The sequence below is a fragment of the Delftia sp. HK171 genome, assembly GCF_001886655.1.
GTDB classification, from domain to species: domain Bacteria; phylum Pseudomonadota; class Gammaproteobacteria; order Burkholderiales; family Burkholderiaceae_C; genus Comamonas; species Comamonas acidovorans.
On sequence record NZ_CP018101.1, the window covers coordinates 1149040 to 1162655 of the forward strand.

12 protein-coding genes are annotated in these 13616 nt (G+C 68.0%); 7 read left to right on the forward strand and 5 right to left on the reverse strand.

The window, feature by feature from the left end:
• Window positions 1-8: 8 nt before the first annotated feature.
• Both BO996_RS05235 and BO996_RS05240 read right to left on the reverse strand, forming a co-directional pair.
• Window positions 9-989, reverse strand: coding sequence for a tripartite tricarboxylate transporter substrate binding protein (locus BO996_RS05235; protein ID WP_034389944.1), 981 nt, complete (start codon window positions 987-989; stop codon window positions 9-11).
• Window positions 990-1053: 64 nt separating this feature from the next.
• Window positions 1054-2751, reverse strand: a complete 1698-nt coding sequence (locus BO996_RS05240) for a thiamine pyrophosphate-binding protein (RefSeq protein ID WP_071954198.1) — start codon at window positions 2749-2751, stop codon at window positions 1054-1056.
• 96 nt (window positions 2752-2847) lie between these two features.
• Between BO996_RS05240 and BO996_RS05245 the strand changes: the two genes are divergently transcribed.
• Window positions 2848-3543: a GntR family transcriptional regulator gene (locus BO996_RS05245; RefSeq protein ID WP_071957030.1), complete on the forward strand. Its 696-nt coding sequence runs from the start codon at window positions 2848-2850 to the stop codon at window positions 3541-3543.
• Window positions 3544-3550: 7 nt separating this feature from the next.
• On the opposite strand, the gene BO996_RS05250 is transcribed toward BO996_RS05245, so the two are convergent.
• From BO996_RS05250 to BO996_RS05260, 3 genes are all read right to left on the reverse strand, one after another.
• Window positions 3551-4756 carry an esterase-like activity of phytase family protein gene (locus BO996_RS05250; RefSeq protein WP_198041270.1) on the reverse strand — a complete coding sequence of 402 codons (1206 nt, stop codon included), beginning with the start codon at window positions 4754-4756 and terminating at the stop codon, window positions 3551-3553.
• Window positions 4725-6221 carry a glycerol kinase GlpK gene (gene glpK / locus BO996_RS05255; RefSeq protein ID WP_071954199.1) on the reverse strand — a complete coding sequence of 499 codons (1497 nt, stop codon included), beginning with the start codon at window positions 6219-6221 and terminating at the stop codon, window positions 4725-4727. Before glpK ends, BO996_RS05250 begins: the two co-directional genes overlap by 32 nt.
• A gap of 73 nt (window positions 6222-6294) precedes the next feature.
• A complete protein-coding gene (locus tag BO996_RS05260) occupies window positions 6295-7059 on the reverse strand; it encodes a DeoR/GlpR family DNA-binding transcription regulator (RefSeq protein ID WP_012202956.1) in 765 nt (254 codons plus the stop codon).
• A 270-nt stretch (window positions 7060-7329) separates the two neighbouring features.
• Between BO996_RS05260 and BO996_RS05265 the strand changes: the two genes are divergently transcribed.
• From BO996_RS05265 to BO996_RS05290, 6 genes are all read left to right on the forward strand, one after another.
• A complete protein-coding gene (locus tag BO996_RS05265; protein ID WP_071954200.1) occupies window positions 7330-8409 on the forward strand; it encodes an ABC transporter ATP-binding protein in 1080 nt (359 codons plus the stop codon).
• A gap of 1 nt (window position 8410) precedes the next feature.
• Window positions 8411-9493, forward strand: a complete 1083-nt coding sequence (locus BO996_RS05270; protein WP_071954201.1) for an ABC transporter ATP-binding protein — start codon at window positions 8411-8413, stop codon at window positions 9491-9493.
• Window positions 9490-10383 (forward strand): carbohydrate ABC transporter permease, encoded by an 894-nt coding sequence (locus tag BO996_RS05275; protein WP_012202959.1) that lies wholly within the window; start codon window positions 9490-9492, stop codon window positions 10381-10383. Before BO996_RS05270 ends, BO996_RS05275 begins: the two co-directional genes overlap by 4 nt.
• A 74-nt stretch (window positions 10384-10457) precedes the next feature.
• Complete coding sequence (locus BO996_RS05280) at window positions 10458-11273, forward strand: carbohydrate ABC transporter permease (RefSeq protein WP_013804448.1); 816 nt, start codon at window positions 10458-10460, stop codon at window positions 11271-11273.
• Window positions 11274-11455: 182 nt separating this feature from the next.
• Window positions 11456-11764, forward strand: coding sequence for a DUF2160 domain-containing protein (locus BO996_RS05285; RefSeq protein WP_043820414.1), 309 nt, complete (start codon window positions 11456-11458; stop codon window positions 11762-11764).
• 100 nt (window positions 11765-11864) lie between these two features.
• On the forward strand, window positions 11865-13598 hold the full coding sequence (locus BO996_RS05290; protein WP_012202962.1) for an ABC transporter substrate-binding protein: 1734 nt from the start codon (window positions 11865-11867) through the stop codon (window positions 13596-13598).
• Window positions 13599-13616: the final 18 nt, after the last annotated feature.

A 13616-nucleotide genomic window follows, 5' to 3' on the forward strand; every position in this document is an offset into this window, starting at 1 on the left:
CCGGATTCTCAGTCTTCGAGCTGGACCTTGTTGTCGCGCACGAAGCGGCCCCAGCGCTCATATTCCTGGCGCACCCAGCGGTCGAGGGCGGGTCCGTCCGTGGCCATGACTTCAAAGCCCGACTGCATGAGCTTGCTGCGGATGTCGGGCGTGTTCAGCGTGGCCTGGAAGTCTTCGGTGAGCTTGTGCACCGTGGCTGCCGGCGTGGCGGAAGGTGCGAAAACGCCGATCCACGAGTAGGCCTCGAAGCCCGGGAAGCCTGACTCGGCCACGGTGGGCACGTCGGGCAGCTCGGGCAGGCGCTTGAGGCCGGTCACGGCCAGCGGCTTGATCTTGCCCGCCGAAATCTGGCCGCGCAGCGCCGCATAGCTGAGCAGGGTGAGGTCGGACACATTGCCGAGCACGGCCTGCACGGCCGGGCCGCCGCCGCCGTAGGGCACGTGCAGCACGTAGGTGCCCGAGCGGCGCTTGATGTCCTCCATCACCAGGTGGTTCATGGACCCCAGGCCGGTCGATGCGTAGCTGTATTTGCCCGGGTTGCGGCGCGCCAGCTCCAGGAAGCCGGCCAGGTCCCTGGCGGGCACCGAGGCCGAGGCGCCGATCACCAGCGGGAAGCGCAGCGCCAGCGACACGCCCGTGAAGTCCTTGAAGGTGTCGTAGGGCAGCCGGGACTTGGCGATGGGATTGATGGCATGGGTGTCGAAGCTGAACAGCAGGGTGTTGCCGTCCGGGGCGGACTTGGCCACGTACTGGGTGGCGATCTGGCTGGCGGCGCCGGGGCGGTTCTCCACGATCACCGGGCGCCCGGCCACCTCGCCCAGGCGCGGCTGCAGTATGCGGGCGGCGATGTCGGTGCTGCCCCCCGGCGGGAAGGTGATGACCAGCTTGAGCGGGGCGGCGCCCTGCGCGGATGCCGTGCCGGCCGGCCCCAGCAGGCATGCGGCGGCCGTGGCCAGCAGCAGCTGGCGGCGTGAGGGTGGATGGGGCATGGGAAGGCTCCTTTTCAAGCGCATTGGCGGGCAGGAAATCGGGAATCTGTGCGTGGGGCTGGCGTCAACCCATCCACTGGCTCACCGGCACGGCCGTGTCCTGGAGCTCTTGCGAGATCACATCCACCAGCGCCGGGCCGTCGTGCATCAGCGCGGCCTTGAGCGCGGCTTCGAGATCTGCCGGGTCATGCACCTGCCAGGCCTTGACGCCGAAGGCCTCGGCCACGCGGGCATGGTGGGTGCGGTTGAAGTCGACTGAAAAGTAGCGTTCATCGTAGCCGGACTTCTGGCTGGCCTTGATCCAGCCGAACACGCTGTTGGAGAACACGATCATCTTCAGCGGCACGTTGCGGCGCACGATGGTTTCCAGCTCGCCACAGGTGAAGCCGAAGCTGCCGTCGCCCATGACCGCGACCACCACGGAATCGGGCTGGCCGATGGCGGCGCCAAAGCCGGCGGACATGGCAAAGCCCAGCGCCCCGTGCGCGCGGTTGGTGATGAAGTGCCGGCCGGCCTGGGGCGCGTCGAAATAGGCCGTGAAGTAGGGGCAGGGCGTGCCGGGGTCGGCCACCACGATGGCGCGCGCGGGCAGCAGACGGTTGAGCGTGTCCACCACGCGCTCGGGCTTGATGGGGCGCTCCAGCGAGGCGGCCAGCGGCGCGAAGAAGGCCTGCTTGGCGGCGCGCGCGGTGGCCGCCAGCGCGGCGCCGTCTGCGGCATCGGCGGGGCGGCGGGCGATGCGCTGCTGCACGGCCGCGTGCAGCGCCTGCAGGCCCAGCAGGGCGTCGCCCACCAGGGCCACGTCGGTGCGGTAGTTGGTGCCTATGGTCATGGCGTCCACGTCCAGGTGGACGATCGTCACCTTGCGCGAGGGCATCTGCCAGTGCTCGGTGGTGGTGGAGCCGGCCCGGGCGCCGATGAACATCACCAGGTCCGCCTGCGCCACCACGGCGCGCGTGGCCTCGACGCCGCCATTGGTGCCCACCACGCCGGCATTGAGCGGATGGCTGCCCGCCAGGCTGCCCTGGCCGCTGACGCTGGAGCACACGGGCGCATTGAGCAAGGTGGCCAGCGCATCCAGTGCGGCGCTGGCGCCTGCGATGAGCACGCCGCCGCCGCAGATCAGCACGGGGCAGCGGGCCGCCACCAGGCGGTCGGCAGCCTCGGCCACGGCCGCCGGATCGGGCGCGGACCGGTAGGCCGGATAGTGGTCATGCCCTGGCTGGGCCCAGACATCGGCCGGATCCAGCGTGTGCTTTTGCACGTCATAGGGCAGGCAGATATGGGTGGCGCCGGGCCGGCCCGTGGTCATGGCGCGAAAGGCGCTGCGCACGGCGTGCGGAATCTGGTCCACGCGGTCGATGGTGGTATTCCACTTGGTCAGGGGCCTGTACAGCGCCTGCTGGTCGAGTTCGGTCAGCGGGAACTTGCCGCGCGCGCCCACGGAAACGTCCGAGGTGATGCCCAGCACGGGCACCGAGGACTCATTGGCCTCGGCCAGGCCGGGCAGCAGGTAGGTGGCGCCGCCGCCGCTGGGGCCTTCGCACACGCCCACCTTGCCGGTGACGCGCGCATAGGCGTCGGCCATGTAGCCGGCGCTGCGCTCGTCCCGCGTGAGGATGTGGTCCATGCCGTGGTCCAGCCGCGCCATGGCGTCGTAGAAGGGCAGGCTGGTGTCGCCGCACAGGCCGAAGATGTGCTTGACGCCATTGAGCTGCAGCATGCGGACCATGGCGTCGGCGCCATTGAAAGCGGTGGTCATGTCGGGAGTCTCCAGGCAGGTTGGGTGACGGGATTTTTAAGAATCCATTTCAGTATACTTAAAAGAATGCGCAGCGCCAAAGGGCACAATGGCGCCATGAAAATCTCCAACATCCGCCATGAACGGGGCTCCAGCGTCTACAGCACGCTGCGTGACATGGCCATCTCCTACGAATTCAAGCCAGGCGAGCGCCTGAGCGAGAGCGAACTGGCCCTGCGCCTGGGCGTGAGCCGCACGCCCGTGCGCGAGGCACTGACGCGGCTGGTGGCCGATGGCTTTTTGCTGCCGGCCAGCCGCGGCTACATGCGGCGCGAGCTGGACGTGAAGGAGTCGCTGGACCTGTACGAGGCCCGCGTGGCCGTGGAGCGCGAATGCGTGCGGCTGGCCGTGGAGCGCGCCACCGATGCCCAGCTCGACGAGGCCCTGGCCTACCTGGAGCAGAGCCAGCGCGTGGCCTCCGACACGCCGATCCGGCAGCTGGTGGACCTGGACGAGGGATTCCACCTGCGCATTGCCGACATGGCCGGCAACGCCGAGCTGCGGCGCATGCTGGCGAGCCTGAACGAGCGCATCCGCTTCATCCGCTGGATCGACATGGAGAGCGTGGGCCGGGACTCCACCCAGCACGAGCACCTGGAAATCCTGCGGGCCCTGCGCGCGCGCGACGCCCAAGCCAGCGAACGCCTGATGGCCGAGCACATCGGCCTGCGGCGCGAGCAGATCGTGGAGGCCATTGCGCGCGGGCTGACGCGCATCTACCTGCCGCAGGAGCAGGTGCAGGCCACGCCCTGAAGCGCCTTCAGGGTGCGCAGGGCGGCGAGGGCCGGTAGGCGGTGATCAGGATCTGGTTGGCCTGCGCCGGGTTGAAGTTGTCGTCACTGGCGAACACCAGCACGCGCGTGCCATCGGGCAGCGGCGGGCCCCAGGACATGGCTTCCATGTTGTCCAGCCGGCCGGGCTGAACCGTGGACAGGTCGGCAATCAGCTGCTTGGCTGCCACCTGCGGCGGGTTGCGCATGAAGCTGTCCATGGCCAGCGTATCGGGCGCTTGCAGGTCGATGCGGTACAGCCGCGCGCCAAAGCCGTGGCCTGGACTGTAGGAGCGCTCCAGCACCAGCAGGTGGCCGGGGCCGTCCAGCAGGATCTCGCTGATGCCGTTGACCTCGCGCTGGGGCAGGGCCCAGCTGGCGGCCGGCACGGCATCGGGCTGGTAGGCGATCTGGCGCAGCAGCCGGCCGTCGTCCAGGCTGACCAGGCTGATGCGCACGGGCGAGCCTGCCGTGGCGGCGCTGGCGCGCGGGCCGTCCTGGCGCAGCGGCGCCTCCAGGGCCAGCCAGGCCTGTTGGCCGTCCGGCGTGACGGCCAGCCCTTCGAAGCCGAAATTCGAGCGCAGGCCCGGCACGCCGGCCTCGTCCTTGAATGCGTAGAACCACCGCGCGATCTGGCGGCCCGTGGCGTCGGTCCTCACCAGCGAGGTGCCAAAGCCCCGGCCCGGGTCGCCTTCATCGGTCCACAGCAGGCCGCCGTCCGGCAGCAGGCGGATGGCTTCGGGGTCGGGCACGGGCTGGGTGGCGGGCGCGGCATGGCGCGGGCGCAGCCAGCGGCCCTCGGCATCCAGTAGCGGATGCACTTCGGTGACCTGCGCCTGCCAGGGGTTGGGGCCGGCGCGCTGGCCGGCGTCCAACTGCTCTATGCGCAGGCGCATCCAGCGCGCGGGGCCGTGCGCCGAGCGGTCATCGCTGATGGCCACGTAGTCGCCGTGCCGGGCGTCGTAGTCCAGTCCCGAGATGCCGCCGGTGGTGGCGCCATGGATGGGCTCCTCGCGCGCAATCGTGGTGCTGCCCAGCCATTGCAGGCGCGCGCATGCCGTGGGCTGCGGGGCCGGCAGGGCCTGGGGCGGCGCGGCGCAGCCGGCCAGCAGCAGGCCGGAAAGCACCAGGCTGGCCGCCTTGAACAAGGCCGTGAGCCCGTTGTCAGGCCGCCAGCGCTGTCTGGGCCACCGCATGCTCCCAGCGCGCCATCAGCTCGTCGGCGCGGTGCTTGTCCAGCGTGGGCACGAAGCGGCGCTCGGCCTTCCACAGCGCCGACAGTTCCTCGGTGCTCTGGTACACGCCCGAGGACAGGCCCGCCAGGTAGGCAGCGCCCAGGGCCGTGGTCTCCACGCAGGCCGGGCGCACGACGGGAATGCCCAGCAGGTCGGCCTGGAACTGCATGAGCAGGTTGTTGACGCAGGCGCCGCCGTCCACGCGCAGTTCGCTGACCGGCGCGCCGCCGCTGGCCACCGCGTCGCGGCTCATGGCCAGCAGCAGGGCGGCGCTCTGGAAGGCAATGGATTCAAGCGCGGCCCGCGCGATGTGGGCGATGGTGGTGCCGCGCGTCAGGCCCGTGATGGTGCCGCGCGCATCGGGCTTCCAGTACGGTGCGCCCAGTCCGGTGAAGGCCGGCACCATCATCACGCCGCCCGAATCGGGCACGCTCTCGGCCAGTTGCTGCACCTGGCCGCTGTGCTCGATGGCGCGCAGCCCGTCGCGCAGCCACTGGACCACGGCGCCGCCCACGAAGACGCTGCCTTCCAGCGCATAGGCCGGCGCAGCGGTGGGCTGTGCCGCAGCGGTGGTCAGCAGGCCGTTGGCGGAGGTCTGGAACACGCCGCCCGTGTGCATGAGCATGAAGCAGCCCGTGCCATAGGTGTTCTTGGCCATGCCGGCCGAAAAGCAGGCCTGGCCGAAGAGAGCGCTTTGCTGGTCGCCGGCCACACCGCCGATGGCGATCTCGCCGCCCAGCACCTCGGCTGCCGTGCGGCCGAAATCGGCGGCGGAAGGCAGCACCTCGGGCATCAGCGCGCGCGGAATCTCCAGCAGCGCCAGCAGATCGTCGTCCCACTGGTTGGTGTGGACGTTGAACAGCATGGTGCGGCTGGCGTTGGAGACGTCGGTCACATGGCGGCGCCCGCCCGTGAGCTGCCAGATCAGCCAGCTGTCCACGGTGCCGAAGGCCAGTTCGCCGCGCTCGGCGGCGGCGCGTGCGCCGTTGACGTTGTCCAGGATCCAGCGCAGCTTGGTGCCCGAGAAATAGGCGTCGATCAGCAGGCCGGTCTTGCGCTGGATGGTGTCGGCATGGCCGGCCTCGCGCAGCTGGGCGCACAGCGGCTCGGCGCGGCGGTCCTGCCAGACGATGGCGTGGTGTATGGGCTGGCCCGTGGCGCGGTTCCAGACCACGGTGGTCTCGCGCTGGTTGGTGATGCCCAGGGCACGGATGTCGGCTGCCGCCAGCCCGGCCTTGGCCAGGGCCTCGCGCGCCGTGGCCAGCTGGGTGCGCCAGATCTCGCGCGGATCGTGCTCGACCCAGCCGGGCTGGGGATAGATCTGCGGCAGCTCCAGCTGGGCCGAGGCCACGATGCGGCCCTGGGTGTCGAAGACGATGCTGCGCGAGCTGGAAGTGCCCTGGTCCAGGGCAAGCAGATAGGTCATGGTGCGGTATCCAGGAAAAGCAGGGCCGGTGCGCGTGTCCTGTGCGGGCGGTGGCGCAGCGGCTGCGGAAAACTTATTGCGCCACCACGCATTGCACTTCTGCTTCGCGCAGAAGGGCATCGAACGGGGCGGGGGGCGCGGTATCGGTGAACAGGCGGTCAATCTGGTCCAGGCGTGCCAGCTCCACCATGGCCTGGCGGTGGAACTTGCTGTGGTCTGCGGCCAGCCAGACCTCGCGCGACTGGGCAATGATGGTCTGGGCCACCTTGACTTCGCGCATATCGAAGTCGCGCAGGCTGCCATCGGGCTCGATGGCCGAGATGCCGATCAGGGCGATGTCCACCTTGAACTGGCGGATGAAGTCCACGGCCGCCTCGCCCACGATGCCCCGGTCGCGTGTGCGCACCACGCCGCCGGCCACGATGACTTCGCAGTCCGCGTTGGAGCTGAGGATGGCCGCCACGTTGAGGTTGTTGGTGATCACGCGCAGGCCCCGGTGCTTGAGCAGGGCCTGGGCCACGGCCTCGGTGGTGGTGCCGATGTTCAGGATCAGCGAGCAGCCGTTGGGAATGGCCTCGGCCACGGCACGCGCAATGCGCGACTTGCCTTCGGCATGCAGCACCTGGCGCTGGGTGTGGCCCAGGTTCTCCACCGTGGCGCTGGGCACGCGCACGCCGCCGTGAAAGCGCACCATCAGGCCCGCATCGGCCAGCTTCTGTATGTCGCGGCGCACGGTCTGCAGGGTCACGCCCAGGATCTCGGCCAGCTGCTCCACCGAAGTGGACTGGCGGCTGCGCACTTCGTCGAGCAGCTGTAGTTGTCGGGGATTGGTGTTCACGGCGGCGATTCCAGATCTGGTGCGTTCTCAGGCAAACAAGGCGGGGCGACCGGTTTATAGCGCATTTGCCCCTGGCCGGCCGTGGGTTGGGGAACTTTAAAACGAAGAAAAAAGAACAGCACCTAGGGTATGTGTTGATGGGCTGCGATCTGGAAAGAACAAAAATGATCACGTTCTTGCTTTCGGATGGCGCGCAATCGCCGCCTTGAGCGAGATGTTTCTCCTTGTTCAATCGCTGCCCCCGAGGCGGCCTCGTCAGTGAGGGCGGTCGTGGAACTGGTGTTGGAGAGAATCAGCAAACGCGTGGGCGGCCAGACCTGGCTGCACCCCATGCACCTTGAACTGGAAAGTGGCGCGGTGACCGTGCTGCTGGGTGCCACGCAGGCCGGCAAGACCAGCCTGATGCGCATCATGGCCGGCCTGGACGTGCCCACCGAAGGCCGTGTGCGCGCCGATGGCGTCGATGTGACCGGCATGCCCGTGCGCGAGCGCAACGTGGCCATGGTCTACCAGCAATTCATCAACTATCCCTCGCTCACGGTGGCGGACAACATCGCCTCGCCGCTCAAGCTGCGCGGCGACCGCGACGTGGCGCAGCGCGTGCGCGCCCTGGCCGAGCGGTTGCACATCGAGATGTTCCTGGACCGCTACCCGGCCGAGCTGTCGGGCGGCCAGCAGCAGCGCGTGGCGCTGGCGCGCGCCCTGGCCAAGGGCGCTCCGCTGATGCTGCTGGACGAGCCCCTGGTCAACCTCGACTACAAGCTGCGCGAGGAACTGCGCGAGGAACTGACCCAACTGTTCGCCACAGGCGACTCCACCGTGGTCTATGCCACCACCGAGCCCGGCGAGGCCCTGCTGCTGGGTGGCTACACGGCTGTGCTGCATGAGGGCGAACTGCTGCAGTACGGCCCCACGGCCGAGGTCTTCCATCAGCCGAATTCGCTGCGCGTGGCGCGCGCCTTCAGCGATCCGCCCATGAACCTGATCGCGGCCAGTGCCGTGGAGGGCGGGCTGCAACTGCCGGGCGGCGCGCGGCTGCCCGTGGCGCTGCCTGCGGACCTGGCCGTGTCCGGCCCACTGACCCTGGGCCTGCGCGCCAGCGCCCTGCGCCTGCAGTCCCGACCCGGCGATCTGGCACTGCAGGGTGTGGTGGAGCTGGCCGAGATTTCGGGCTCCGACACCTTCGTGCATGCCACCACGCCCTGGGGCGAGCTGGTGGCTCAGGTCACGGGCGTGCACCATCTGGACCTGGGCAGCGCGGTCCCGCTGCACCTGGATCCGGCCCATGCCTACGTGTTCGGCACGGACGGCGCGCTGCTGCTGGCGCCGGCGCGGCCCGGAGGACGATGAGATGGCCCGCATAGAACTCGATCTGGCCCACTCCTACAAGCCGAACCCGCAGCAGGACAGCGACTATGCGCTGCTGCCGCTGAGCATGGTCTTCGAGGACGGCGGCGCCTACGCGCTGCTGGGTCCCTCGGGCTGCGGCAAGACCACCATGCTCAACATCATGTCGGGCCTGCTGGTCCCCTCGCAGGGCAAGGTGCTGTTCGACGGCCGCGACATGACGCGCGCCACGCCCCAGGAACGCAACATCGCCCAGGTGTTCCAGTTCCCGGTGATCTACGACACCATGACCGTGGCCGAGAACCTGGCCTTTCCGCTGAAGAACCGCCGCATGCCCGAGGAGCGCATCCGCGCGCGGGTCGGCCAGATCGCCGAGATGCTGGAGATGAGCGGCCAGCTCGACCAGCGCGCGGCCGGCCTGTCGGCCGATGCCAAGCAGAAGATCTCGCTGGGCCGGGGCCTGGTGCGGCCCGATGTGTCGGCCGTGCTGTTCGACGAGCCACTCACGGTGATCGACCCCCAGCTCAAGTGGCAGCTGCGCCGCAAGCTCAAGCAGATCCACCATGAACTGCGGCTCACGCTGATCTATGTGACGCACGACCAGGTGGAGGCCCTGACCTTTGCCGAGCACGTTGTGGTCATGACGCGCGGGCGCGCCGTGCAGGTGGGCACGCCCGCCCAGCTTTTCGAGCGGCCCAGCCACGCCTTCGTCGGCCACTTCATCGGCTCGCCGGGCATGAACTTCGTGCCGCTGCAGCAGGACGGCGGCCGGCTGCTGGCCGAGGGCCAGTACCTGCCCCTGCCCGAAGCGCTGGCCGGCGTTGCGCCCGGCCTGCCCCTGAGCCTGGGCATACGCCCTGAGTACCTGGCACTGGCCTCGGCCGACGCGCCCGGCGCCGTGGCCTGCACGGTGGAGCGCGTGCAGGACGTGGGCACGCACCAGTTGCTGGTGGCGCGCCTGGGCGAGCGGCTGCTCAAGCTGCGCTGCGGCGCCGATGCCGCGCTGCCGGCCGTGGGCGAGACCGTCTGGGTGCAATTGCAGGGCCCCCACACCTGCTACTACGTCAACGAGGAGCTGCAGGCATGAGCCAGACCGTCAAGCCCGTCAACCAGAAAGCCTGGCTGCTGATCCTGCCGGTCATCATCTGCGTGGCCTTCTCGGCCATCATCCCGCTGATGACGGTGGTGAACTACTCGGTGCAGGACATCATCAGTCCCGACCGGCGCGTGTTCGTGGGCACGGAGTGGTTTGCCCAGGTCATGCGCGACGAGGAACTGCACTCGGCCCTGCTGCGCCAGATCGGTTTTTCGCTGGCCGTGCTGCTGGTGGAGATCCCGCTGGGTATTGCGCTGGCCCTGTCCATGCCGGCCCAGGGCTGGAAGGCCTCGGCCGTGCTGGTCGTGGTCTCGCTGTCGCTGCTGATTCCGTGGAACGTGGTCGGCACCATCTGGCAGATCTACGGCCGCGCCGATATCGGCCTGCTGGGCGCGGCGCTCAACGCGCTGGGCGTGGACTACAACTACACGGGCAATGCCACCCATGCCTGGCTCACCGTGCTGGTCATGGATGTCTGGCACTGGACGCCGCTGGTGGCCCTGCTGTGCTACGCGGGCCTGCGCTCCATTCCCGACGCCTACTACCAGGCCGCGCGCATCGACGGTGCCAGCAAGTTCGCGGTGTTCCGCTACATCCAGCTGCCCAAGATGCGCGGCGTGCTGATGATCGCCGTGCTGCTGCGCTTCATGGACAGCTTCATGATCTACACCGAGCCCTTCGTGCTCACGGGCGGCGGGCCCGGCAATGCGACCACCTTCCTGTCGCAGTACCTGACGCAAAAGGCCGTGGGCCAGTTCGACCTCGGGCCGGCGGCTGCCTTCTCGCTGATCTATTTCCTCATCATCCTGCTGCTGTGCTTCATCCTCTACAACTGGATGCAGCGCGTGGGCACGGCAGACAAGGAAGGGGCAAGAGAATGACCCCCACGCTCCCTTCGTTCACTGCCCCCGAGGGGGCTCGGCCTCCCTTGGGGCGGCCCTGCGGGAGGCCGGACATGACTGAAGACCGTCGTTTCCACAAGCGCACGCTGTTCCTCGTCGCCTACCTGCTGTTCGCCGTGCTGCCCATCTACTGGATGGTCAACATGAGCTTCAAGACCAACGAGGAGATCCTGTCGAGCTTCTCGCTGTGGCCCCAGCATTTCACCTGGGCCAACTACCAAACCATCTTCACCGACGCCTCCTGGTACTCGGGCTACATCAACAGCCTGATCTACGTGGCCATCAACACCGTGATCTCGCTCACGGTGGCGCTGCCGGCGGCCTATGCGTTCTCGCGCTACCAGTTCCTGGGCGACAAGCATGTGTTCTTCTGGCTGCTGACCAACCGCATGACGCCGCCGGCCGTCTTCCTGCTGCCCTTCTTCCAGCTCTACACCACGGTGGGCCTGATGGACACGCACATCGCCGTGGCCCTGGCCCACCTGCTGTTCAACGTGCCGCTGGCCGTCTGGATCCTGGAGGGCTTCATGAGCGGCATCCCGCGCGAGATCGACGAGACGGCCTATATCGACGGCTACTCCTTCCCGCGCTTTTTCCTCACCATCTTCCTGCCGCTGATCAAGGCCGGCGTGGGCGTGGCGGCCTTCTTCTGCTTCATGTTCAGCTGGGTGGAGCTGCTGCTGGCGCGCACGCTGACCAGCGTGAACGCCAAGCCCATCGTGGCGACCATGACGCGCACCGTCTCGGCCTCGGGCATGGACTGGGCGACGCTGGCGGCGGCCGGCGTGCTGACCATCGTGCCGGGCGCCATCGTGATCTGGTTCGTGCGGCATTACATCGCCAAGGGGTTCGCAATGGGGAGGGTTTGAGGCACCCCCTGAGCGGCTTACGCCGCTTCCCCCTCTCTACCCGCTTGCGCGGGGGAGGGGGACGACACCCTCGGGGCGGGGCGGCGCGGCCGGCGTAGGCCCTTCCTCGGTGTCCCTGGGCTGGGCTCTGCCGGTTTCGAAAAGCTGCGGTATTGATGCTGGATTTCTGAAAGGACTCGTCAATGTTTTCCTGGATGGCCTGGACGCTGCCGGTGGCGGTGTTCTTCAGTTGCATCGTGCTGATGCTGGTGGGCATGACGCTGTGGGAGCTGCGCAGCCCGACCGTGATGCGCAAGGGCTGGCTGCCGATGGCGACGACGCGCGGGGACCGGCTGTTCATCGGGTTGCTGCTGGCGGCCTATGTCAATCTGGCCTGGGTGGGCCTGGGCGAGAGGATGGTGCAGTGGTTCTCGCTGGAGGCCGAGCCTTCGGTGTGGATCAGCCTGGTGCTGTCCATGCTCGTGCTGGCCGTCGTGATGCGCAAAGGCTGATCACTTCATTCCATTTATCGACAGCCGGGCCCGAAGCTCCCCCGGGGCCCGCTGGTGCATGTGCATGTCGGGGAGACAGCAAGAATCTAGGAGACGGCAGATGAAACAACGACTTCATACCATCGCCCTCGCGGCGGCCCTGCTGGCGGCGGGGCAGGCGTCCTGGGCCGGAGAGGCGGAAGCCAAGAAGTGGATCGACGCGGAGTTCCAGCCCAGCACGCTGTCCAAGGACCAGCAGATGGCCGAGATGAAGTGGTTCATCGAGGCGGCCAAGAAGCTGCAGGCCAAGGGCGTCAAGGAGATCGCCGTGGTCTCCGAGACCATCACCACGCACGAGTACGAGAGCAAGACGCTGGCCAAGGCCTTCACCGAGATCACGGGCATCACCGTCAAGCACGACCTGATCCAGGAAGGCGACGTGGTCGAGAAGCTGCAGACCTCGATGCAGTCGGGCAAGTCCATCTATGACGGCTGGATCTCCGACTCCGACCTGATCGGCACGCACTACCGCTACGGCCGCATCATGAGCCTGACCGACTACATGGCCGGCGCCGGCAAGGACTTCACCAATCCGGGCCTGGACATCAAGGACTTCATCGGCACCAGCTTCACCACCGCGCCCGACGGCAAGCTCTACCAGCTGCCAGACCAGCAGTTCGCCAACCTCTACTGGTTCCGCGCCGACCTCTTCGAGCGCAAGGACCTCAAGGACAAGTTCAAGGCCAAGTACGGCTACGAGCTGGGCGTGCCGCTGAACTGGAGCGCCTACGAGGACATCGCCGAGTTCTTCACCAACGACGTCAAGCAGATCGACGGCAAGCCCATCTACGGCCACATGGACTACGGCAAGAAGGACCCGTCGCTGGGCTGGCGCTTCACCGATGCCTGGCTGTCCATGGCCGGCGCGGCCGACAAGGGCATTCCCAACGGCATGCCCGTCGATGAATGGGGCATCCGCGTGGCCGACGACAAGTGCACGCCCGTGGGCGCATCGGTCTCGCGCGGGGGCGCCACCAACTCGCCGGCCGCCGTGTTCGCGCTCACCAAGTACGTGGACTGGATGAAGAAATACGCGCCCAAGGAAGCCATGGGCATGACCTTCGGCGAGTCCGGCCCCGTGCCGGCCCAGGGCCATATCGCGCAGCAGATCTTCTGGTACACCGCCTTCACGGCCGACATGACCAAGCCCGGCCTGCCCGTGGTCAATGCCGACGGCACGCCCAAATGGCGCATGGCGCCCGGCCCCAACGGCCCGTACTGGAAGGACGGCATGCAAAACGGCTACCAGGACGTGGGCAGCTGGACCTTCTTCAAGGACCATGACGCCAACCGCACGGCCGCCGCCTGGCTCTACGCGCAGTTCGTCACCGCCAAGACCACCAGCCTCAAGAAGACCATCGTCGGCCTGACGCCCATCCGCGAAAGCGACATCCGCTCCAAGGCCATGACGGACATGGCGCCCAAGCTCGGCGGCCTGGTCGAGTTCTACCGCAGCCCCGCCCGCGTGGCCTGGACGCCCACCGGCAACAACGTGCCCGACTACCCCAAGCTGGCCCAGCTGTGGTGGAAGAACGTGGCCCAGGCCGTCACCGGCGAGAAGACGCCCCAGGGCGCCATGGACAACCTGGCCGAGGAAATGGACCAGGTCATGTCCCGCCTGCAGCGTGCCGGCATGGCGCACTGCGCGCCCAAGCTCAACCCCAAGGGCGACCCGGCCAAGTGGCTCAGCGACAAGCAGGCGCCGTGGAAGAAGCTGGCCAATGAAAAGCCCAAGGGCGAGACGATTGCGTATGACACGCTGCTCAATGCCTGGAAAAACGGCAAGGTGCGTTAGCACCCCCTGAGGCGCTTG

Bases quoted from the DNA above. Each gene is read 5' to 3' on its own strand.
- BO996_RS05235 (WP_034389944.1), bottom strand. From the start codon at position 989: ATGCCCCATCCACCCTCACGCCGCCAGCTGCTGCTGGCCACGGCCGCC.
- BO996_RS05240 (WP_071954198.1), bottom strand. From the start codon at position 2,751: ATGACCACCGCTTTCAATGGCGCCGACGCCATGGTCCGCATGCTGCAG.
- BO996_RS05245 (WP_071957030.1), top strand. From the start codon at position 2,848: ATGAAAATCTCCAACATCCGCCATGAACGGGGCTCCAGCGTCTACAGC.
- BO996_RS05250 (WP_198041270.1), bottom strand. From the start codon at position 4,756: ATGCGGTGGCCCAGACAGCGCTGGCGGCCTGACAACGGGCTCACGGCC.
- glpK (WP_071954199.1), bottom strand. From the start codon at position 6,221: ATGACCTATCTGCTTGCCCTGGACCAGGGCACTTCCAGCTCGCGCAGC.
- BO996_RS05270 (WP_071954201.1), top strand. From the start codon at position 8,411: ATGGCCCGCATAGAACTCGATCTGGCCCACTCCTACAAGCCGAACCCG.
- BO996_RS05275 (WP_012202959.1), top strand. From the start codon at position 9,490: ATGAGCCAGACCGTCAAGCCCGTCAACCAGAAAGCCTGGCTGCTGATC.
- BO996_RS05280 (WP_013804448.1), top strand. From the start codon at position 10,458: ATGACTGAAGACCGTCGTTTCCACAAGCGCACGCTGTTCCTCGTCGCC.
- BO996_RS05285 (WP_043820414.1), top strand. From the start codon at position 11,456: ATGTTTTCCTGGATGGCCTGGACGCTGCCGGTGGCGGTGTTCTTCAGT.
- BO996_RS05290 (WP_012202962.1), top strand. From the start codon at position 11,865: ATGAAACAACGACTTCATACCATCGCCCTCGCGGCGGCCCTGCTGGCG.